We start from the raw sequence: 21,109 nt of genomic DNA, 5'->3' as shown, positions 1-21,109 counted from the left end.
AATCCTCTTTCGAAACCACATCTGTATCTCGGTGCGCTGTGATCCATTTGTTCAGCGTCGACATCCCGACACCCAAATCATCAGCCACCTGCTTACGCGTTAGCCCACTGGTCAGCGCGATACGCACTGCATCCTGGCGGAATTCGTCCGTCCGTTTCAATCCCATAGTCAGTCTCCTTTGTTGCAGTAAATGCTATCAAAGGAGCGGCATCAAACCGCGACAGGTCCAATATCAAAATTATCACGGGTATAGTACGCACCGAGAGAGGTTACGTCACTCACATGGTAGATGCCATGAAGACCGACGGATCCGATGCTTAAATCAGTCGTCCCGAACGAGTCGTTGCCGAGATCGAATTGCGCGCTGATGTTGCGGTTGAAAGCAACCTCTAGAGAACCTGATACGCTGACTTTGTCGAGGTCGGTTTCATCCATAAATGCCGAATAGGAAAGCTCTATCGCCCCGCCTGTCAATTCTACCGCTTGCGCCGCAGTTGCCGTCGCAACAACTCCAACAACTGTTACCAAAAAACTCTTCATATTCCTGCTCCAAGATTGCCTGTTAAGGGACCCCATTTTGGGTTGTCCCATCGGAAGGTTATCACAAGCGGGACTCTAGCGCTCAAGTGCATGCAGCCGATTGAAGTTCAATCGTTTTACCTGTTGCGGGAATGCACTGGCGCCGCAGGCCATGGCGTATTTCGGCCAACTAAAAAGGGCGGGGCGGCAGCGCGGCATTTACGGCCGCTTGCGGTGCGTCCAATCCCGGCGCGCGGGGGCTTGGCCGACTGCGTCCCGATCGATCCCCCTTGCGGTTCGCCGTCTTGCGCTGACGGGCCGAACGCATGGCGTCACCGAGGCGCGGATCGAACCGCATTGTGGCTGTTATAGGGTGGGTTGCTTGGGTCACCTGACACATGCGGGTCGTGCGAACTGCACGGCACCAAGGAACACCAGAACGCAGGGGTACGTCCGGTCTTCTGATCGGGGTGATCTTCTCTATGTCGTGATGGACCCAATTGGAGCGGGCGAGGCGATTCGAACGCCCGACCCTAACCTTGGCAAGGTTATGCTCTACCCCTGAGCTACGCCCGCTTCCTTTTGGTGAGGCAGGATTTAGTAATATCCCGCGCTGGCCGCAAGTGGAAAATGCGTCGATTTCACTTTTTTTTGGAAACAGCGGTGGGTATTTTTCCGGTCTGGGGAAATATACGCATAATAACAAAGTCTTACGTTCTTTTCGGGCGGCGCCGCCGACCGTCGCGCCCCGGTCCCATATCTTTGATGATTATTGCGATATGGGACCGGGGCAGGCGGAGCGTCCTCATGAGGGCGGCGGGCTTTGGCTGGCTTTGCGCCGTTTGGAGCGCAGCAGGTTGAGCGCCTCGACCGCTGCGGAAAACACCATCGCGGCATAGATAAAGCCGCGTTCGAAGTGCGCGCCAAAACCGTCGGCGATCAAGGCTGCGCCGACCATGACCAAAAATGCCAATGCCAACATTTTGGTGCTGGGATGGCTTTCGACGAAACTGGCGATGGGTTCGGCGGCGACCATCATCACAGCCACGGCAACCACCACGGCGGCAATCATGACCGGCAGGTGTTCGGCGATGCCCACGGCGGTGATCACGCTGTCCAATGAGAACACCAGATCGAGAACCATGATTTGTGCGATGACGGCGCCAAATCCGGCCGGCGTGACGTTCTGCGTGTCTTCGGCACCTTCTACCTCTTCGAAAATCTCCGAGCTGGCTTTCCAGAGCAGGAATAGACCACCGGCCAGCAGGATTGCATCGCGCCAGCTGAACCCGTGACCGAAGAGCGTCAGCACCGGTCGGGTCAGCGAAACGATCCATGCAATCGACATCAGCAGGATGATGCGCAGCACCAGCGCACCGGCCAATCCCACCAGCCGCGCCCGGCGTCTTTGGTGTTCGGGCAGGCGGGCGGCGGTGATCGAGATGAAAATGATGTTATCGACGCCGAGAACAATTTCGAGGACGGTCAGCGTCAGGAACGAAGCCCAAACCGCCGGATCGGAGAGTAATTCAAGCATAGTAACCTCAAAGTAGCGCGTGGGCCATGTTGGCCAGAGCGGTCAGGGTGATCATTGCGAAGGTCAACAGCATGCCGATGGCGCGAGGCGCAAGGGAAATGCCGCTGCGCGGAAGACCATAAGCATGCAGCAGCCGTCCCAGCACCAGAGCAAGGCCAAAGACATGAACCAACCAGACGGGCATGCCTTGCAGTTCGGCCATCAACAACAATAAAACCCCGATCGGAACATATTCGGCAAAGTTGCTCTGCACCCGGATTTTGATTTCCAATGCGCTATCGCCACCTGATCCGATACTGACGCGCGTGGTCTTGCGTAGGACGGTGACGCGGTAGCTTAGGAAAACGAAAATGAGGCCAAGCAACCCGGCATAGAGCGGCGTAACAAGAGAGAGTGTGGGCATCGAAAATTCCTTGGTCATGCGGCGATATGGATGTGCAGGGGTGAAAGGAGCGTCGAGGTAGGAGGCCGTGATGGCAAACATGGTCTGTGCGCATCTTCTGCTTTATGCCTAAGATTAATCTAGCGAAATTCGGCGACTTGACCAGTCTGTTGTGCCTGTATCTATCAGGGCTTTGCGCGCAGTGTCGCCTTGGCAGGGCGGCGGCATTCCGGGGCCCGATACGGGTTTCCCGGCCCAAAAGGGGGGTATGGCGTGATTTTCGGGAAAAAACGGGTATTTTTCCCCTTGTGTGGCGGCGCGAGCGTGGAAATCCGTTTAAACGCTCGCAGACCAGCAGAAGGTTCTTGCGGGGTTGATATTGGCATTGGAGATATTATGACTGGTAAAATGACTTTTGCGGCCTTCGCCGCGCTTATGATTGGTGCGGGATCCGCGCAGGCGTTGACAGCATCCTATGGTTTGACCGTGAGTGGCAGCCGGAACGTTCCGACATTGTCATTGAGCAACACCGGCGATGTGGCCATTACACAGATCGCGTTTTTCATCGGGGATACCGCATATAATATTGACGGCCTGTCTTCGATTTCCAATGGAACATCGGGCAGCTACACGCTTGTCGGTGTCGATACTAATACCAGCGGCGGCTCGACCAGCGCCGGACGTTCGGATGATTTTTCGATCACCTACACCGGATTTCTTGGCGGTGACAGCTTCTCGTTTGGCGCTGATGTAGATCGCGACCATGCCAATACCGTCGAAGATTATCGCAACGTGTTCAGCGATGGCGGCTATATGCGCTTTACCTTTGCTGAAGGGTCGGTTTTGACCGCGCAGTTTGCAGATATGAATACCGGCGATACAACATATGACTATGTCGGCGCGGCGGCTGTGCCTTTGCCTGCGGGGGCTGTGTTGCTGTTGGGTGGTTTGGCTGGATTTGGCGCATTGCGCCGTCGTCAAAAAGTCTAAGGTATTGCGTTAACTTTTTGCGCTATTGCATTGATTTGACATGAAAAGATCGGCCGCAGCGGGCCGCTCTTTTTGTCTTGGTGGCGGGTGCGGTTCGCGCCTCAAGCCTCAAGTTCGACCAGAAGGTCTTTGGCATCGATTTGCACGCCGGGGCTGACGTGCACGGCCTTGATCACCGCATCGCGTTCGGCATGAATGCCGGTTTCCATCTTCATCGCTTCGATGGTGAGCACCAGATCGCCCGCCTTTACCTTGGCGCCGACCGTGGCAGCCACACTGGCGACAACACCGGGCATCGGTGCGCCGATGTGGTTCGGGTTGTCGGCGTCGGCTTTGGGGTGTGCGGCGGCGGTGGCTTTGACCATGCGGTTCGGCACGCGGATTACCCGCGGCTGGCCGTTGAGTTCGAAGAACACCTTTACATCGCCGTTTTCGTCGGTTTCCCCAACGGTCTGCAATCGAATTTCCAAGGTCTTGCCGGGATCGATCTCAGCGGAGATTTCTTCGGCGGGTTCCATGCCATAAAAGAACGTCCGTGTCGGCAGGCTGCGCACCGGGCCATAGGTTTCATGGCGCTCAAGGTAATCGGTGAAAACCTTGGGATACATCAGATAGCCATTGAGATCTTCGTCGTCGATCTCGCGCCCGTTCTGCGCCGCGCTTAATGCGGCGCGGGTGGCCTCGAGATCCACAGGCGGCAAGTGTTTCCCCGGCCGGTCAAGGTTCGGCGTCTCGTCTTTGAGCACCTTTTTGACGATTCCCTCGGGGAATCCGTTCGGGGGCTGACCGAGATTTCCGCGCATCATATCGACAACACTATCGGGGAAAGCAACATCTTTGGCGGGGTCTTCGACCTCGGCGCGGGTCAGATTTTGCGACACCATCATCAAGGCCATATCGCCAACGACCTTTGAAGAGGGCGTGACTTTGACGATGTCCCCGAACATCTGGTTCACATCCGCATAGGTTTGCGCCACCTCATGCCAGCGATCCTCGAGGCCAAGGCTGCGCGCTTGCGCCTTGAGGTTGGTGAACTGCCCGCCGGGCATTTCATGTAAGTAGACCTCGGAGGCGGGGGCCTGTAGTCCTGCCTCGAAGGCCACATATTGGGCGCGCACGGCCTCCCAATAATCCGAGATTTGCCGCAGGTTGCCGATATCAAGGCCGGTGTCGCGCTCCGTATGCGCCAACGCCTCGACAATCGAGCCAAGGCAGGGTTGCGAGGTGCCGCCCGAAAACGCATCCATCGCGGCATCGGCGGCGTCAACGCCCGCGTCAGCTGCGGCCAGAACCGTCGCGGCGGAAATGCCCGATGTGTCATGGGTGTGGAAATGCACGGGAATGCTGATCTCGTTCTTCAACGCCGTCACCAAAGCCTTTGCCGCAGCAGGTTTCAGCAGGCCTGCCATGTCTTTCAGGCCGAGAATATGAGCGCCGGCGCGCTCCAATTCCTGCGCCATACCAACATAGTACTTCAGGTCGTATTTGGCGCGGTCTGGATCCAAGACATCGCCGGTGTAGCAGATCGTGCCTTCGCAGATTTTGCCGCTCTCATTTACGGCGTCCATCGCCACGCGCATGTTCTCGGTCCAGTTGAGGCTGTCGAAGACGCGGAAAACATCAACGTTTTTAGCTGCTTCTGCGACAAAGCTTTGCACGACATTGTCGGGGTAATTGGTGTATCCGACGCCGTTCGAGGCGCGCAGCAACATTTGCGTGAGCACGTTGGGCATGGCGGTGCGCAGATCGCGGAGCCGCTGCCACGGGCATTCTTGCAAAAAGCGATAGGCGACATCAAAGGTCGCGCCGCCCCAGCATTCAACCGAGAACAGTTGCGGCACGTTGGCAGCATAAGCAGGCGCCACTCGGATCATATCAATGGATCGCATACGGGTCGCCAAAAGCGATTGGTGCCCGTCGCGCATCGTGGTGTCGGTGATCAGCAATTTCTTTTGCGCCAACATCCAATCAGCCACACCCTTGGCGCTGTCCTTGATGAGCAAATCGCGGGTGCCGGGAGCGGGGGTTTCTGTTTGCGCCTGCGGGGGCGCTGGGACCCTGGCTTCAGCAGGCTTTTTGCGGCCCTGCGTTTCGGGGTGACCGTTGACCGTGATGTCCGCGATATAGGTCAAAACCTTGGTGCCGCGATCACGTCGCTTGTCAAAATCGAACAATTCCGGCGTATTGTCGATGAAAGTTGTCGTGTATTCATTCGATAAAAAGGTTGGGTGTTTGAGAAGGTTTTCAACAAATGCGATATTTGTGCTGACTCCGCGAATGCGGAACTCGCGCAGGGCGCGGTCCATGCGCTTGATCGCGGCTTCGGGGGTTTGAGCATGTGCGGTGACCTTGACCAGAAGGCTATCATAATAGCGGGTGATCACGCCGCCGGCATAGGCGGTGCCTCCGTCGAGCCGGATGCCCATGCCCGTGGCCGACCGATAGGCCGTCAGACGACCATAATCGGGGATGAAGTTGTTCTGCGGATCTTCCGTGGTGATCCGCGTTTGCAAGGCGTGACCGTTGAGATGGATGTCTGATTGCGCGGCTTTGCCCGTGGCCTCGGCCAGCGTTTTACCCTCGGCGATCTTGATTTGCGCCTGAACGATATCGATGCTGGTGACCTCTTCGGTGACCGTATGCTCGACCTGAACGCGCGGGTTCACCTCGATGAAGTAAAATTCGCCATTGTCCATATCCATCAGGAATTCGACGGTGCCGGCGCATTCGTAATTCACATGCGCGCAAATTTTGCGGCCCAATTCGCAAATTTCGGTCCGCTGTTCTTCGGACAGGTAGGGCGCGGGGGCGCGCTCGACCACTTTTTGGTTGCGTCGTTGCACCGAGCAGTCGCGCTCGAACAGGTGGTAAATCTCGCCGTGGCTGTCGCCAAGGATTTGCACTTCGACGTGGCGGGCGCGCAGGATCATCTTTTCCAGATAGCCTTCGCCATTGCCAAACGCGGCCTCGGCCTCGCGGCGGCCTTCGCGCACCTTTTCTTCCAATTCGGATTCGTTGAAGATCGGGCGCATTCCGCGCCCGCCGCCGCCCCAAGATGCTTTGAGCATCAAGGGATAGCCAACTTTGCTGGCTTCCTTACGCACGGCGTCCATGTCTTCACCCAAAACCTCGGTTGCGGGGACCACCGGCACGCCCGCCTCAATCGCCACGCGGCGGGCCGAGGCTTTGTCGCCCAACTGGCGCATGGTTTTGGCTTTGGGGCCGATGAATGTGATGCCTGCCGCATCGCAAGCATCTACAAAATCTGGGTTTTCCGACAAAAGCCCGTATCCGGGGTGGATCGCGTCGGCCCCGGCCAGCTTCGCCACGCGAATGATGTCCTCGATGCTGAGGTAGGCTGCGACCGGCCCCATGCCTTCGCCTATTCGATAGGCTTCATCAGCCTTGAAACGGTGCAGACCAAGTTTGTCTTCTTCGGCATATACCGCGACGGTTTTTTTGCCCATTTCATTGGCAGCGCGCATAATGCGGATCGCAATTTCGCCGCGATTGGCAATCAGAATTTTGTTGAATTCGGGCATGACGGGGCTCTCCTCGGTCGTCATTTGCACGTGAATAGGGGCGAGGAAGTTCGCCCGCTGTGCGGAATTTCGCGAAGGCTAGGCGGATGCTGCATAGCAGCACAAGAGGGCAATCGGGCCGTTGTTACATTTTTGTAGGATTTTGCGCGAATGGAGAATTGGGCTTGACGGATGCTGCGTCAGGTCGTGCGTAGAGGACATAATGTTGCGCGGCAAATGCAGGTTTTGCGACGGGATTCGCTCTGGGGCGGGCGTGGGGCAATCCGTCTTTGTCTGCACCGTTGTCAAAGTTTGGCCGGAACAGGCCAGAGATGCCCAGCAGGCGACACCTTAAAGGGCGGGCAGGGGAGGTGGCACCGCGCGCGCTTTGAGATCCGAAATCGCAGAGGATATTTGCATGAGATGCATAGGCATAGGTCGCGGTGTCAGACAGCTTTGTCCAGTGACGGGGCTTTGGCGTGAATGGGTGCGGAACGTATCAAGAACGTACCTTTAACTTTCCGGCGCTCCGCGCTATCTTTGGTTTATGAGCAGTTTTGATGAATTCGACGCCTTTGAAGGCGCTTCCCTGTCCGCGCGCGCTATGGCTGCGCGTCCGGCTCCCTATTTAGACGGGCTTAACCCCGAACAACGCGCCGCCGTTGAAACCATGGATGGGCCGGTTTTGATGTTGGCGGGTGCCGGGACGGGCAAGACCAAGGCGCTGACCACGCGGATCGTGCATTTGCTCAACACCGGACGGGCGCGCCCGAACGAGATTCTGGCGGTGACCTTCACCAACAAAGCGGCGCGCGAGATGAAAAACCGTGTCGGCGGCATGCTGGGGCAATCTGCAGAGGGCATGCCGTGGCTTGGCACCTTTCACTCTGTTTGTGTTAAACTGCTGCGCCGTCATGCGGAATTGGCGGGACTCAAATCGAATTTCACGATTTTGGATACCGACGACCAAATCCGTTTGCTCAAGCAATTGATTGCACTGACCCCGATTGACGACAAACGCTGGCCGGCGCGAATGTTGGCGGGGGTGATTGACGGGTGGAAAAACCGTGCGCTGACCCCTGATAAGTTGCCTGCCTCGGAAGGCGGCGCTTATGGCGGCTATGGTGTAGAGCTGTACCGGCAATATCAAAAACGTCTGTTGGAGTTGAACGCAGTCGATTTTGGGGATTTGCTTTTGCATGTCGTGGTGATTTTTCAAACGCATCCGGATGTTTTGCAGCAATACCAGCGTTGGTTCAAATATATCCTCGTGGACGAATACCAAGACACCAATGTGGCGCAATATCTGTGGCTGCGTCTTTTGGCCGGGGCGCATAAAAACATCTGTTGCGTCGGTGATGACGATCAATCGATCTATGGCTGGCGCGGCGCCGAAGTGGGCAATATCTTGCGGTTTGAAAAAGATTTTCCCGGATCGCATGTGGTGCGGTTGGAGCAAAACTACCGTTCGACCCCGCATATTTTGGCCGCCGCCTCGGGTGTGATCGCGGGCAATGCGGAGCGTTTGGGCAAAGAGCTTTGGACCGCCGAGACCGAAGGCGAGAAGGTCCGCCTGATCGGCCATTGGGATGGCGAGGAAGAGGCGCGTTGGATCGGGGAAGAGATCGAAGCCATGTCGCGCGGCACCCGCGGGCGCGGCCCGATGAGCTTGGACGATATGGCGATTCTCGTGCGCGCCAGCCATCAGATGCGCGCCTTTGAGGACCGATTTTTGACCATCGGCTTGCCATATCGGGTCATTGGCGGCCCGCGATTTTATGAGCGGATGGAGATTCGCGATGCCATGGCCTATTTCCGCGTGGTGACGCAGCCGTCGGATGATCTGGCGTTTGAGCGGATCGTGAACACCCCCAAACGCGGGTTGGGCGATAAGGCGCAGCAGAAAATCCAAGTCACGGCGCGCGAAAATGGCGTGCCGTTGGTGGAAGGCGCGCGGATTTTGTTGGCGCAAAAGGGGCTTGGCGGTAAGGGCGGCGCGGAATTGGCGAAATTGGTCGAAAGCATCGACCGTTGGCGCGCGATGGTGCGCGGGCCGGAGTTGATGTTCGATCCCGACGATGATGCGGTCTTAGACGACGGCGAACCGTTGATCGCGCCGATGGAGCCAAAAAAACCCGCCGCAGGCGCGGCCAGCCATATGGAATTGGCCGAGCAGATCCTCGACGAGAGCGGCTATACCGCCATGTGGCAAAACGACAAAAGCCCCGAGGCGCCAGGGCGATTGGAAAACCTCAAGGAATTGGTCAAGGCCTTGGAACAATTCGATAACCTCCAAGGGTTTTTGGAGCATGTCGCATTGATCATGGACAATGAAAGCGATGATCGGGATGCGAAAGTGTCGATCATGACGCTGCATGCGGCCAAGGGGCTTGAATTTCCGGCGGTGTTCTTGCCCGGGTGGGAAGACGGGCTTTTCCCCTCGCAACGTTCGATGGATGAAAGCGGGCAAAAGGGGGTCGAGGAAGAGCGGCGGCTTGCCTATGTCGGGATCACGCGGGCCGAAGAGATTTGCACGATTTCCTTTGCGGGAAACCGACGGGTGTTCGGGCAATGGCAAAACGCCATGCCGTCGCGGTTCATTGATGAATTGCCGGTCGATCACGTCGATGTTTTGACGCCGCCCGGCCTTTATGGCGGCGGTTTCGGCGCAGCGCAGGGGGATTTTGGGGCCTCATCGAAGATCAATGAGCGCGTGGCCTCGGCGGATGTTTATAATTCTCCGGGATGGAAGCGCATGCAAGCGCGATCGGCGCAGCGCGACACAGCACATTCCTCTGGCACGCGGGGCGTCACCATCGATATGGCGGCAAGTTCTTCGCGGACGGTCGGCGAGCGCGTCTTCCACCAAAAATTCGGCTATGGCGCGATCACCGCGATCGAGGGCGACAAGCTTGAGATTGATTTCGAGAAGGCAGGGATCAAGAAGGTTGTCGCCAAATTCGTCACCTCTCCGGATGATATACCTTTTTAAAACAAGGCGATAATATCAATTTTCACCCCCGCAACGCAGCAGCGTTCGCGGGGTTTTCTTTGTCCGATGTGGATATTTGGAAGAGGAGAAAACATAAAAAAACGACGGTGCCAGGGAGGAGGAGAGGCACCGTCGTTCTTTTGTTGCGCGGCACTCAGGGAGGAGGAGAGAGCGTCGCGCGGGTTTCGCGGCATCCCCAGGGAGGAGGAGAGGAGAGGCCGCAATCTGATTGGAGCAATGCTCCGAATTCTTAAGCGGTAGCGCCAGGGAGGAGGAGAGGCGCTACCGCGTAGTTACGTCAGACCTCAGGGAGGAGGAGAGGGCTAACGTATGATTTGGAGCAAGGGCTCCGTTTGAAAACGCGGCGACATCTAGGGAGGAGGAACGATGTCGCCGCTCATTCACAGAAACCTCAGGGAGGAGGAAGGAGGTTTCTGATCCCGAATTCCTAAAGATGGGCGCCGTAGGCGCTCTCATGGGCCACCGCGCGGATGGTGCCCGGGTTAAGACCCAAATCCGCCAACTCACGTGCGTTGAGGCTTGAAAGCTCATTCAACGTGCGGTTAAAGGTCCGGCGGCGCTCGATACGACCGCGCAGATTTGCGACGGTGGCGTGGAAGATGTCGCCAAGCCCGTGGTGGGCGGTGTGTGTTTGTGCTGCAAATGCCATTGCTTCGGCTCCTTGCGTCTTGGTTTGCTCTAACGCTTCTGCGTTTCGTTGAATTCAATTTAGCAAATTGCTGCAGTTGCACAACGTATTGAATCAGCAATGCCGCTATGCAGAAAATGCATATGAGCTACTGACCTAACGTCACAAAACCTTGACGTGAAAAGGCATTACGCCGCTTTTGCTGCTACAATTAGTTGTTAAATGGTTAACGATGTGGATCGCCATCTTGGGGCGACGGTGACGATTTCCCTTATTTAACTGGCGATACCTCCTCTTTCTATGCCGCGATGCAGCATGGCGCGGCCGGCGGTGAGAACTGCGATCTGCTGTTGGTGGGGAGGCGGCCGGATCGGGGCTTGCACCCTTCGGTCATTCCTGACCCTTATGGGGCAGCAAAAAAAATGGAGGCCAAAATGGGCATTTCGCGTGAAATTATCTTGCAACGTCTCTCTGAGTTGACCTTGCCAGCGGGAAATAATCTGATTTCGGCGGATATGGTGCGGGCTTTGACGGTTGAAGATTCGCCCGCCGGCGCGGTGGTGCGATTCGTGATCGAGGCGCCCAATGCCGACGAGGCGCGTCAGATGGAGCCCCTGCGTGCCGCATCGGAGCGCGCGGTCAAAGCTCTGGACGGGGTCGCCACGGTGCAAGCGGCGCTGACCGCCCATGAAGCGCCCAAGGCCCCCAGCCTCAAGGTCGGTGGCCATCCCAAGCCGCAAACGGCACCACTCAAACCGCAGAGCATCAAGAAAATCATCGCTGTCGGTTCGGGGAAGGGCGGAGTGGGGAAATCCACGGTGTCCTCGAACCTTGCGGTGGCCTTGGCGCGGGCGGGTAAAAAGGTCGGTCTTTTGGATGCGGATATTTACGGCCCCTCGCAACCGCGCATGATGGGCACGACCAAACGCGCCGCATCGCCGGATGGCAAGATTATCGAACCGTTGGTGGCCCATGGGGTCACGATGATGTCGATCGGTTTGATGCTCGATGAGGCCAAGGCGGTGGTCTGGCGCGGGCCGATGCTGATGGGGGCCTTGCAACAGATGATGGGTCAGGTGAATTGGGGGGAACTCGACGTGTTGGTCATTGATCTGCCGCCCGGCACTGGCGATATCCAATTGACCCTTGGTCAACGCGGTGCGGTGGACGGGGCGATTGTTGTCTCGACCCCGCAGGATGTGGCGCTTTTGGATGCGCGCAAGGCGTTGGATATGTTTATGACCATGAAAACGCCGATTTTGGGTCTGATCGAAAATATGTCGGTGTTTGTTTGTCCCAGTTGCGGACATGAGGCGCATATTTTTGGCCATGGCGGCGTGGCGGCAGAAGCGACAGCGCTCGGTGTGCCCTTGCTCGCAAGTTTGCCGATTGATCTGGAAACCCGATTGGCGGGGGACGCAGGCACGCCAATTGCCGTAGGGCAGGGGGCGATGGCCGATGCCTATGCGGCCTTGGCGCAGCATTTGATCGAAAGCGGCGCGGTGTGATTTGCGCGGGTTGAGCGCGTTTTGCCACGCACTCTATATATAGCATCCTATATACCACCTTCGTGCGGCCGATATATTGCATCATATAATGGCGGTCTGCGCCGCGGGGCGCGGGCCACGGGGGACGGGGCCGGACGCCATTGTCCGGCGTGGTTTTTTCACCGACCTGACCGGCGTTGTGTTTCGGCTGCGGCGCTCTGCGCGTCCAGAGCTTCGATCCGTGCCAGATCCCGCATCGAGATCAGTGCCCCCGACGGCACGCCTTCAACCATCACGACTTTGCGCGCCCCGCGATAGCGCACCTGCGCAAGATGTCGGCGTAGGTCGGTGGCCAGGAGCGCGAGATCAATTTCATGTCGTTGTGCCATTGCGCGTCCTTTTCTGTTGAGGCGCGCCAACAATGGGCGGGGCAAGTTAACGGGGCGGCAGCGCTGCGCGCGGTCGGTACCTGGCCGCGTATCTGCGCCGGATAAGCCGGGTGTGGCGGTGTTTTCTGGGATTACATGGGACGTATGGGAATGTATGGGACGTTTCCCCCCAATGTCTGGGTTCCGATCCGCGCCCCGTCGAATCACATTCGGGTGAATCTCCCTTGTTTTCTAGAGGAATTCCATCAATTTCCAATGAAATGGGTGCCGGGATCATCGGACCTATGCCGCGATAATACAGACCCGCTGAATTTTTTTGGGAATTTGGGGGACTGTTTTCATCGGTTGATCTGCAACTGCATGTAGTGGTCGGGCTGCATTCGGCGTCAATATAGGCGACTGATTGGATCAATATCTTGTTTTGGACCCTGCCGCAAAACAACATCCAGCGTGAGTCAGTTGTAAAAATGTCTTGCGTGGGGTGAATTCCCATGGCATCCCTATATCCAAGATGAGGACGGGAAAACAAAGGGACATAAAGATCCCGATATAAACTCCCAAGTCAGGTTTCATACAGGCTCCCGATTTCATCTAATGAGAGATCCGGCGCGCGGGCGAGCAGACATCCCCCCAGGTGGCGCGTGCAGCTGGACATATCCCGGAAACGGGACGAGGGCGGCGAATTGATCGGTGGCAGCAGATCAATTCGCCGTTTCCTTTCACAGCCTTGGAAATTCACTTTTGAGGCAAGCAGAGGGCCAACGGACAGTGGGTCGCATATTCAGAGGCGAGAGCCAGCACAAGGTAGACGGTAAAGGTAGGGTTTCGATCCCTGCCTCTTTTCGTCGTGTGCTGGAGGCGTCTGATCCCAATTGGACCGATGGTCTGAACCCCGAAATGGTCATCGTCTACGGCGATCATCGTCGCAAGTTTCTCGAAGTTTACACCATCGAGGCGATGGATGAGGTGGACGCGAAAATTACGGCTTTGAAACGCGGATCGCGCGAACGCAAGTTGCTGCAAAACCTGTTTCAAGCGCAGGCCATCACAACCAATGTCGATGAAACCGGTCGTTTGGTCATTCCCGCCAAATTGCGGGCCAAGATCGGATTGGACGGAGAGGCGATGTTTGTCGCTGCCGGTGATACGTTCCAGATCTGGAATCCCGAAACCTATGAGCAAGAAGAATTGGCCGAAACCGAGGCGTTCCTTGACGAGCTGCCCGACGATTTCGATCCTTTGATGTTCCTTGACCAAGTGGAGCTGGACTAGCCAATGGTGACCGATCCGACCGGAGCAGACACGCCGGACAGCGGGCCTCAAACCAGCGGCTCTGACGCGCCTCATATTCCGGTTTTGCTGCGCCCGTTTTTGCGGGCTGTTGCGCCTTTAAGGGGGCGGTGGCTCGATGGCACCTTCGGTGCTGGCGGCTATACGCGCGCCTTGTTGGCCGAGGGGGCCGATAAAGTTTACGGCGTCGATCGTGATCCGCTGGCGCTGGAGATGGCTGCGCCTTGGGCAGGGGCATATGGCGGGCGGCTTGAATTGGTGCAGGGCGTGTTTTCACGCATGGACGACTATGCGCAGGATCTCGACGGGGTTGTGCTCGATCTTGGTGTGAGCTCGATGCAGCTTGATCTCGCCGAGCGCGGGTTTTCCTTTATGCGCGATGGACCGCTGGATATGCGGATGAGCCAATCCGGGCGATCCGCCGAGGACATCGTAAACGAAGCCGATGAAGGTGATATCGCCGATATTCTGTATCATTACGGCGAAGAGCGCGCGAGCCGCCGCATCGCCCGCGCCATCGTGCGTGAACGTGAGGCTGCGCGGATTAATAGCACGCTGCAACTGGCAGGTATCATTGAGAAATGCTTGCCCCGCAGCAAGCCGAACCAAAGCCATCCTGCAACCCGCAGTTTTCAGGCATTGCGCATCGCGGTGAATGATGAATACGGCGAATTGGTCGCCGGGTTGGAGGCGGCCGAACGGGCGCTTGCGCCGGGCGGTCAATTGGCCGTGGTGACCTTTCATTCGATCGAGGATCGCATGGTCAAACGCTTCTTGGCCGCGCGCAGCGGCGGGGCAGGGCGCGCCAATCGGTATGCGCCCGAAACCGTCGAGGACGCGCCGCAATTCACCGTCAAAAGCCGCAAGGCCATCGGGCCGGACGAACAGGAATTGATTGAAAACCCCCGCAGCCGTAGTGCCAAGTTGCGCGTCGCGGTGCGCACTGACGCACCTGCGGGGCCGGTGGATCGCAAATCCATTGGAATGCCGATGTTGAAGGGGAAATAGATGCGCACGCTGTTTTTTGTTCTGACCGCATTGGCGGTGATCGGTTTGGCCTTTTGGGCTTACCACGAGAATTACAATACCCAGCAAGCGATTGCAGAAACCGAACAGGTGCAGCGCGATATCTCGCAGGCGCGTCAGCGACTGGGGGTTTTGAAAACCGAATGGGCCTATTTGAACCGTCCTAATCGTTTGCGTGAATTGGCCGAAATCAATTTTGAACGCCTTGGGCTGTTGCCGCTGACCCCGGAGCAATTCGGCCATATCGATCAGGTCGCCTACCCATCCAACGCGCTTTTGCCGATCACCGATCCGGTAGATGTTTCGGGTATGGATAATGGGCAGGAGGCCGGCCAATGACCCGTACACCGTTGCGACCTTTGGCGCGTATTCTGCCCGCCCGCAGCAAGGGCGAGAACCCCGATGCGATCGAGCGCGAGAACATCCGTCTGCGTCATGAGCAGATGCGCGATAAATCGCGGATGCGCGCCGAGGGGCGGCTTTTGGTTTTGGGCATGTTCTTTTTTTGCGCCTTCGTCGTGGTGGGGGTGCGGATGGGAATGCTGTCTGGCTCCGAGCCAAGCGAGCCGCGCGCCTCTGCGGCGGGGGCGTCGATTTTAACGCAGCGGGCGGACATTGTTGACCGTCATGGCCGTATTCTGGCGACGAATTTCGAAACCCACAGCCTATACGCGCAGCCGCAGCAAATGATCGACCGCGAGCGTGCGGCGACAGGGCTGACAGAGATTTTCCCCGACTTGAATGCCGATGATCTTCTCGAAGACTTCACCGGCAAGCGTAAGTTTTTGTGGATCAAGAAAAAAATCAGCCCCGAGCAAAAGCAGGCGGTGCATGATCTGGGCGAACCCGGATTGCTCTTTGGTCCGCGCGAAATGCGGCTTTATCCTAATGGCTCGCTTGCCGCGCATATTCTTGGCGGGGCGAGCTTTGGCCGTGAAGGGGTGCACGCCGCCGAAGTGATCGGCGTCGCCGGGATCGAGAAGTTCTATGACAAGGAATTGCGCGATCCGGCGCGCGGGTCCAAGCCGTTGGAATTGTCATTGGATTTAACCGTGCAAGCGGCGACCGAACGGGTCCTGTATGGCGGCATGAAATTGATGAATGCCAAAGGCGCAGCAGCGGTGTTGATGGATGTGCACACTGGCGAAGTTGTGGCGTTGGCGAGCCTGCCGGATTTCGATCCGAATGACCGCCCGCGTCCGCCCACCGAAGGCGTGCCGTCGGACAGCCCGCTTTTCAATCGCGCGGTCCAGGGGGTTTACGAGCTGGGTTCGACCTTTAAGATTTTCGCAACGGCGCAAGCGATCGAATTGGGGTTGGTGAATGCTGACACCGTGATCGACATTCGCGGACCGCTCAAGTGGGGGCGCCACCGGATTCGTGATTTCCACAATTACGGCAAAGAATTGACCGTCTCGAAGATCATCGAGAAATCGTCAAACATTGGCACGGCGCGGATTGCGCAGATGATCGGCGTCAATCGCCAACGCGACTTCCTCGGGCAGCTGGGTCTGTTGGAAACTGTGCCGTTGGAGATGATCGAGGCGCAGGGCGGGCGACCTTTGTTGCCGCCCAACTGGTCCGAGATTTCGACCATGACCATTTCCTACGGGCACGGGTTGTCGGTTTCGCCCTTGCATTTGGCTGCCGGATACGCCGCGATTGCCAATGGCGGGACCAAAGTTGTGCCGACGCTGCTCAAGCAAACCGGTCCGCAATATGGTGCCCGGGTCATGCGCCCGGACGTCGCCGCCGCCTCGCGCCAGATGCTGCGCAGAGTGGTGAGCGAAGGCACGGCCAGCTTTGGCGATGTGCGCGGATATAGTGTCGCGGGGAAAACCGGCACGGCGGACAAACCCAAAGAGATGGGCGGCGGCTATTATAAGGATAAGGTCATCGCGACCTTTGCTTCGATGTTCCCTGCCGAGGACCCGAAATACGTGTTGATTGTGACGTTGGACGAGCCGGTGGAAACCTCGGGGGATAAACCGCGTCGCACCGCAGGGTGGACCGCCGTTCCGGTCGCCGCTGAAATGATCCGCCGCGTTGCGCCGCTTTTGGGTTTGCGTCCAGAGATTGAACCTGCACGTATCGCTGGTATAACGCTGACATCGAATTGAGTGCGCAAAACAGGTGACCTAATGGCAGGCTTCGCAGCTAAATCCCTCGCAGAGCTTGGCCTGACCGCGCAGGGTGGGCGGATGGCCGAGATCACCGGTCTTTGCGTCGATAGCCGCGAGGTGCGTGACGGCACATTGTTTGCGGCGATGCCCGGCACCAAGGTGCACGGGGCGACGTTTATTGAGACTGCGATTGCGCGCGGCGCGGTTGCTGTTTTAACCGATGCCGAGGGCGCGCGGATGGCCGCACAGGTTCTGGCGGCTTCGAATGTCGCATTGATTGTGGCCGAAGATCCGCGACAGACCCTCGCCTATACCGCTGCTTTATGGTCGGGCGGACAGCCCGAAACCATGGTCGCCGTAACAGGCACCAATGGCAAAACTTCGGTGGCGACGTTCGTGCGGCAGATCTGGTCCGAACTGGGTCATGAAGCGATCAACCTTGGCACCACAGGGGTCGAGGGCGCATGGACCGCGCCGCTGCATCACACCACGCCGGAACCCATCACATTGCACCGCACATTGGCGGCGGCGGCGGGGGCGGGCGTCACCCATGCGGCGATGGAGGCCTCAAGCCACGGGCTTGCGCAGCGCCGGTTGGACGGGGTGCAGTTGAGAGCCGCAGGGTTCACGAATTTCACCCAAGACCACCTTGATTATCATGAAAATTTTGACGCTTATTTTGCCGCCAAGGCCGGGCTTTTCGCCCGCGTTCTACCCGAAGACGGCACCGCCGTGATCAATATCGACGGCGCGCGCGGCGGTGACATGGTCGAAGTCGTGGCCAATCGTGGACAGGATTTGATCACCGTGGGGCGCACCGACGGCGCGGATCTGCATATTCAAGGGCAACGCTATACCGCACACGGTCAGGATTTGCTGTTTGAATGGGAAGGCCGCGCGCAGCAGGTGCATTTGCCGCTGATTGGCGGGTTCCAAGCCGAAAATATCGCATTGGCGGCGGGTTTGGTGATTGCGTGCGGGGGCGATCCGTATCGCGTGTTCGAGACCTTGCCGCATCTGACCACGGTGCGCGGGCGCATGCAATTGGCGGCCAAACGTGAAAACGGCGCGGCGGTGTTTGTCGATTACGCCCATACGCCCGATGCGGTGGCGACGGCGCTCAAGGCGCTGCGCCCGCATGTGATGGGGCGGCTTGTGGCGATTATTGGCGCCGGCGGCGACCGCGATGCGACCAAACGCCCGTTGATGGGCGAGGCCGCAGCGGCAGCGGCGGATCTGGTGATTGTGACCGATGACAACCCGCGCTCCGAAGATCCGGCGATGATCCGTGCGGCGGTGTTGCTGGGCTGTCCTGCGGCGCAGGAAATCGGTGACCGCGCCGAAGCGATTTTGCGCGGTGTCGATGCGCTTGGGCCGGGGGATGCGTTGCTCATTGCGGGCAAGGGGCATGAAACCGGACAGACCGTCGGCGATGATGTCTTTCCTTTCGACGATGCCGAACAGGCCAGCGTCGCAGTGTCGGCATTGGACGGAGGATTGGCATGACACAGGCGCAAGAACCGCTTTGGACCTCTGCGGATGCGGTGGTCGCCACGGATGGGCATGCCACTTGCGAATGGGCGACTTCGGGCGTGTCGATCGACACCCGCACCATACAAAAGGGCGATTTATTTGTGGCGCTGGCCGACGCGCGCGATGGGCATGAGTTTGTCGCGCAGGCTTTGGAAAAGGGCGCAGGGGCAGCCATGGTCACGCATCGCCCCGAGGGGGTGGCAGACGACGCGCCCCTCTTGATCGTTGATGAGGTTCTACCGGCGCTTGAGGCCCTGGGCCGCGCCGCACGGGCACGCGCAAACGCGCGCGTCGTTGCCGTCACCGGATCGGTCGGAAAAACCTCGACCAAGGAAATGCTCCGTGATGTTTTGGCCGGGCAGGGGCGCACCCATGTCGCCGAGGCCAGCTACAACAACCATTGGGGCGTGCCGCTGACGCTGGCGCGGATGCCGCAGGATACCGAATTTGCCGTGATCGAGATCGGCATGAACCACGCGGGTGAAATTGCGCCGCTGGCGATGATGACGCGGCCCGATGTGGCAATGATCACCACGGTGGCGGCGGCGCATCTCGAGGCGTTCGAGAATATCGAAGGCATCGCGCGCGAGAAGGCCGAGATTTTTCGCGGGCTGGAGCCGCATGGCGTGGCGGTGATCAATGCCGATCTTGAGGTGTCGCCAATGTTGCGTGCCGCCGCACAAGCGCAAAATGCGCGGATCGTCGGTTTTGGAACCACTGCGCCGGATTATCGCCTCACCGGGATCAAGTTGATCGACGATACCACCGTGGTCAGCGCACAGATTTCCGGTGCGCCGGTGCATTTTAAATTGGACAGTGCAGGGCGGCATTTTGCGATGAACGCTCTGGGCGTTTTGGCCGTGGCCGAAGCGCTTGGCGCCGATACGGCCATTGCGGCGACGGATATTGGCCGGTGGCGCCCGCCGGCCGGTCGCGGCACCCGCGAGGAAATCTGTCTTGATCGGGATGACGACGACGCGGTGATGGAGCTGATTGACGATGCCTTCAATGCCAACCCGACCTCGATGGCGGCGGCGCTTGAGGTGTTGGCCGCAGCCCGGCCCAAAGATGGGGTGGGCCGTGTGCATCGCGGGCGCAGGATTGCGATTTTGGGCGATATGCTCGAACTGGGGCCCGATGAGATCGCGATGCATGCGGGGCTTGCCGGCTTGTCGTTCATTGCCGATCTCGATCTGGTGCATTGCGTTGGGCCGCGAATGCGCGCGCTCTATGAGGCTTTGCCAGAAGAACGGCGCGGCAAATGGGTAGACGATGCGCCGCAGATCGCGGCCATTGTATATCAGCTTGTAGATGCTGGGGATGTGGTGCTGGTGAAAGGCTCCAAAGGCAGCAAGGTCAGCACGGTTGTTGACGCGCTGCGCAAATTGGGCCAAGCCGCGCGGAATTGATTTGCCTTGCCGCTCCGAGGTGGGCAGCGCGTATGTATCGGGGGGAGACCTCTGCGAGAAACTGCACAAGGGATGTATTGCATGTTTTATTGGCTAACCGAATTGTCGGACGGCGGGGATTTTTTCAATCTGTTCCGCTATACGACCTTCCGCGCGGGCGGTGCCTTTATGACGGCGCTTCTGTTCGGATTTATCTTTGGTTTGCCATTGATCAACGTGCTGCGCCGCCGCCAAGGCAAAGGCCAGCCGATCCGCGATGATGGTCCCGAAGGCCATTTTGTCAAAGCCGGGACGCCGACGATGGGCGGGCTTTTGATTGTTGGGGCCTTGTTGACCTCGACGCTGTTGTGGGCGCGTTGGGACAATCCGTTTATCTGGATGATCCTCTTTGTCACCATCGCGTTCGGCCTCATCGGATTTGCCGATGACTATGCCAAAGTCTCCAAGCAGAACACCGCAGGTGTGCCCGGTAAGGTGCGGCTTTTGTTGGGCTTTTTGATATCTGGCATCGCGGCCTATTGGGCAACCTGTTACCATCCGGTCGAGTTGCAAAACCAAATTGCCCTGCCGGTGTTCAAGGACACTTTGATCAATCTTGGATATGTGTTCATCCCCTTTGCGATGATCGTGATTGTCGGATCGGCCAATGCGGTGAACCTGACGGACGGTCTTGATGGGTTGGCTATCATGCCGGTGATGATCGCCAGCGGCACGCTGGGCCTTATTTCCTACTTTGTTGGCAACGCGGTGTTTGCCGGATATCTGGGGGTGCACCATGTTTTGGGCACCTCTGAGATATTGGTCTTTGTCGCGGCCTTGATTGGCGGCGGTTTGGGCTTTCTTTGGTACAATGCACCGCCCGCTGCCGTGTTCATGGGCGATACCGGATCTTTGGCGCTTGGTGGGGCTTTGGGGGCCATTGCCGTCGCCGCCAAACACGAGATCGTTTGGGCGGTTGTCGGGGGGCTTTTCGTGGTCGAGGCGTTGTCGGTGATTATTCAGGTTTTGTATTTCAAACGGACCGGCAAACGGGTTTTCCTGATGGCGCCGATCCATCATCACTATGAGAAAAAAGGCTGGGCCGAGCCACAGATCGTGATCCGGTTTTGGATCATTGCGTTGATCCTTGCGATGATTGGTTTGGCCACATTGAAGGTGCGCTAGGCATTTCGAACGGGCGCGGCGTATCCCTTTGCCGGTGGTGCGCTGTATCTGCCTAAGGCAGGGCCGCGATCCGCGACCCCGTCTTGCGGCCCTGCGCT

Annotated in this window: 17 protein-coding genes and 1 tRNA gene; 10 read left to right on the top strand and 8 right to left on the bottom strand. The window is 58.2% G+C overall.

Going from position 1 to position 21,109, the window contains the following annotated elements; genetic code table 11:
• From DI396_RS06560 to DI396_RS06540, 5 genes are all read right to left on the bottom strand, one after another.
• On the bottom strand, positions 1-166 hold a 166-nt coding region (locus tag DI396_RS06560), incomplete at its 3' end, for a transposase (RefSeq protein ID WP_162617109.1).
• Positions 167-210: 44 nt separating this feature from the next.
• A complete protein-coding gene (locus DI396_RS06555) occupies positions 211-540 on the bottom strand; it encodes a hypothetical protein (protein ID WP_110795348.1) in 330 nt (109 codons plus the stop codon).
• A gap of 480 nt (positions 541-1,020) precedes the next feature.
• Positions 1,021-1,095: transfer RNA gene (locus DI396_RS06550), tRNA-Gly, on the bottom strand.
• Between the two features lie 229 nt (positions 1,096-1,324).
• On the bottom strand, positions 1,325-2,056 hold the full coding sequence (locus DI396_RS06545; RefSeq protein ID WP_110795347.1) for a TerC family protein: 732 nt from the start codon (positions 2,054-2,056) through the stop codon (positions 1,325-1,327).
• A gap of 7 nt (positions 2,057-2,063) precedes the next feature.
• On the bottom strand, positions 2,064-2,459 hold the full coding sequence (locus tag DI396_RS06540; RefSeq protein ID WP_110795415.1) for an MAPEG family protein: 396 nt from the start codon (positions 2,457-2,459) through the stop codon (positions 2,064-2,066).
• Between the two features lie 375 nt (positions 2,460-2,834).
• Here DI396_RS06540 and DI396_RS06535 point away from each other — a divergent pair, with 375 nt between their 5' ends.
• The gene (locus DI396_RS06535) at positions 2,835-3,428 is read left to right on the top strand and encodes a VPLPA-CTERM sorting domain-containing protein (RefSeq protein WP_110795346.1); all 594 of its coding nucleotides are present in this window, start codon (positions 2,835-2,837) and stop codon (positions 3,426-3,428) included.
• Between the two features lie 101 nt (positions 3,429-3,529).
• On the opposite strand, the gene DI396_RS06530 is transcribed toward DI396_RS06535, so the two are convergent.
• The gene (locus DI396_RS06530; RefSeq protein ID WP_110795345.1) at positions 3,530-6,970 is read right to left on the bottom strand and encodes a pyruvate carboxylase; all 3,441 of its coding nucleotides are present in this window, start codon (positions 6,968-6,970) and stop codon (positions 3,530-3,532) included.
• Positions 6,971-7,496: 526 nt separating this feature from the next.
• Here DI396_RS06530 and DI396_RS06525 point away from each other — a divergent pair.
• On the top strand, positions 7,497-9,941 hold the full coding sequence (locus tag DI396_RS06525) for an ATP-dependent helicase (protein ID WP_110795344.1): 2,445 nt from the start codon (positions 7,497-7,499) through the stop codon (positions 9,939-9,941).
• A 448-nt stretch (positions 9,942-10,389) separates the two neighbouring features.
• Here the strand turns inward: DI396_RS06525 and DI396_RS06520 are convergent, their stop codons facing one another.
• On the bottom strand, positions 10,390-10,611 hold the full coding sequence (locus DI396_RS06520) for a DUF1127 domain-containing protein (RefSeq protein ID WP_110795343.1): 222 nt from the start codon (positions 10,609-10,611) through the stop codon (positions 10,390-10,392).
• A gap of 413 nt (positions 10,612-11,024) precedes the next feature.
• Between DI396_RS06520 and DI396_RS06515 the strand changes: the two genes are divergently transcribed.
• Positions 11,025-12,098: an Mrp/NBP35 family ATP-binding protein gene (locus tag DI396_RS06515; RefSeq protein WP_110795414.1), complete on the top strand. Its 1,074-nt coding sequence runs from the start codon at positions 11,025-11,027 to the stop codon at positions 12,096-12,098.
• Between the two features lie 158 nt (positions 12,099-12,256).
• Here the strand turns inward: DI396_RS06515 and DI396_RS06510 are convergent, their stop codons facing one another.
• Positions 12,257-12,466, bottom strand: a complete 210-nt coding sequence (locus DI396_RS06510; RefSeq protein ID WP_110795342.1) for a hypothetical protein — start codon at positions 12,464-12,466, stop codon at positions 12,257-12,259.
• A 768-nt stretch (positions 12,467-13,234) separates the two neighbouring features.
• Here DI396_RS06510 and mraZ point away from each other — a divergent pair.
• From mraZ to mraY, 7 genes are all read left to right on the top strand, one after another.
• Positions 13,235-13,738 carry a division/cell wall cluster transcriptional repressor MraZ gene (mraZ, locus tag DI396_RS06505; RefSeq protein WP_110795341.1) on the top strand — a complete coding sequence of 168 codons (504 nt, stop codon included), beginning with the start codon at positions 13,235-13,237 and terminating at the stop codon, positions 13,736-13,738.
• 3 nt (positions 13,739-13,741) lie between these two features.
• Positions 13,742-14,764, top strand: coding sequence for a 16S rRNA (cytosine(1402)-N(4))-methyltransferase RsmH (gene rsmH, locus DI396_RS06500; RefSeq protein WP_110795340.1), 1,023 nt, complete (start codon positions 13,742-13,744; stop codon positions 14,762-14,764).
• Positions 14,765-15,121 (top strand): cell division protein FtsL, encoded by a 357-nt coding sequence (gene ftsL / locus DI396_RS06495; protein ID WP_110795339.1) that lies wholly within the window; start codon positions 14,765-14,767, stop codon positions 15,119-15,121.
• Positions 15,118-16,902, top strand: a complete 1,785-nt coding sequence (locus DI396_RS06490; protein WP_110795338.1) for a peptidoglycan D,D-transpeptidase FtsI family protein — start codon at positions 15,118-15,120, stop codon at positions 16,900-16,902. Before ftsL ends, DI396_RS06490 begins: the two co-directional genes overlap by 4 nt.
• A 21-nt stretch (positions 16,903-16,923) precedes the next feature.
• Entirely contained in the window at positions 16,924-18,411 is a 1,488-nt protein-coding gene (locus DI396_RS06485; protein ID WP_110795337.1) for a UDP-N-acetylmuramoyl-L-alanyl-D-glutamate--2,6-diaminopimelate ligase, read from the top strand.
• The gene (locus DI396_RS06480) at positions 18,408-19,847 is read left to right on the top strand and encodes a UDP-N-acetylmuramoyl-tripeptide--D-alanyl-D-alanine ligase (protein ID WP_110795336.1); all 1,440 of its coding nucleotides are present in this window, start codon (positions 18,408-18,410) and stop codon (positions 19,845-19,847) included. Before DI396_RS06485 ends, DI396_RS06480 begins: the two co-directional genes overlap by 4 nt.
• Positions 19,848-19,928: 81 nt before the next feature.
• Complete coding sequence (gene mraY, locus DI396_RS06475) at positions 19,929-21,011, top strand: phospho-N-acetylmuramoyl-pentapeptide-transferase (protein WP_110795413.1); 1,083 nt, start codon at positions 19,929-19,931, stop codon at positions 21,009-21,011.
• The last annotated feature ends 98 nt before the right edge of the window (positions 21,012-21,109 follow it).

It is taken from the genome of Litorivita pollutaquae, assembly GCF_003205515.1.
GTDB lineage: Bacteria > Pseudomonadota > Alphaproteobacteria > Rhodobacterales > Rhodobacteraceae > Litorivita > Litorivita pollutaquae.
This window is presented reverse-complemented; position numbering and strand designations above follow the sequence as displayed.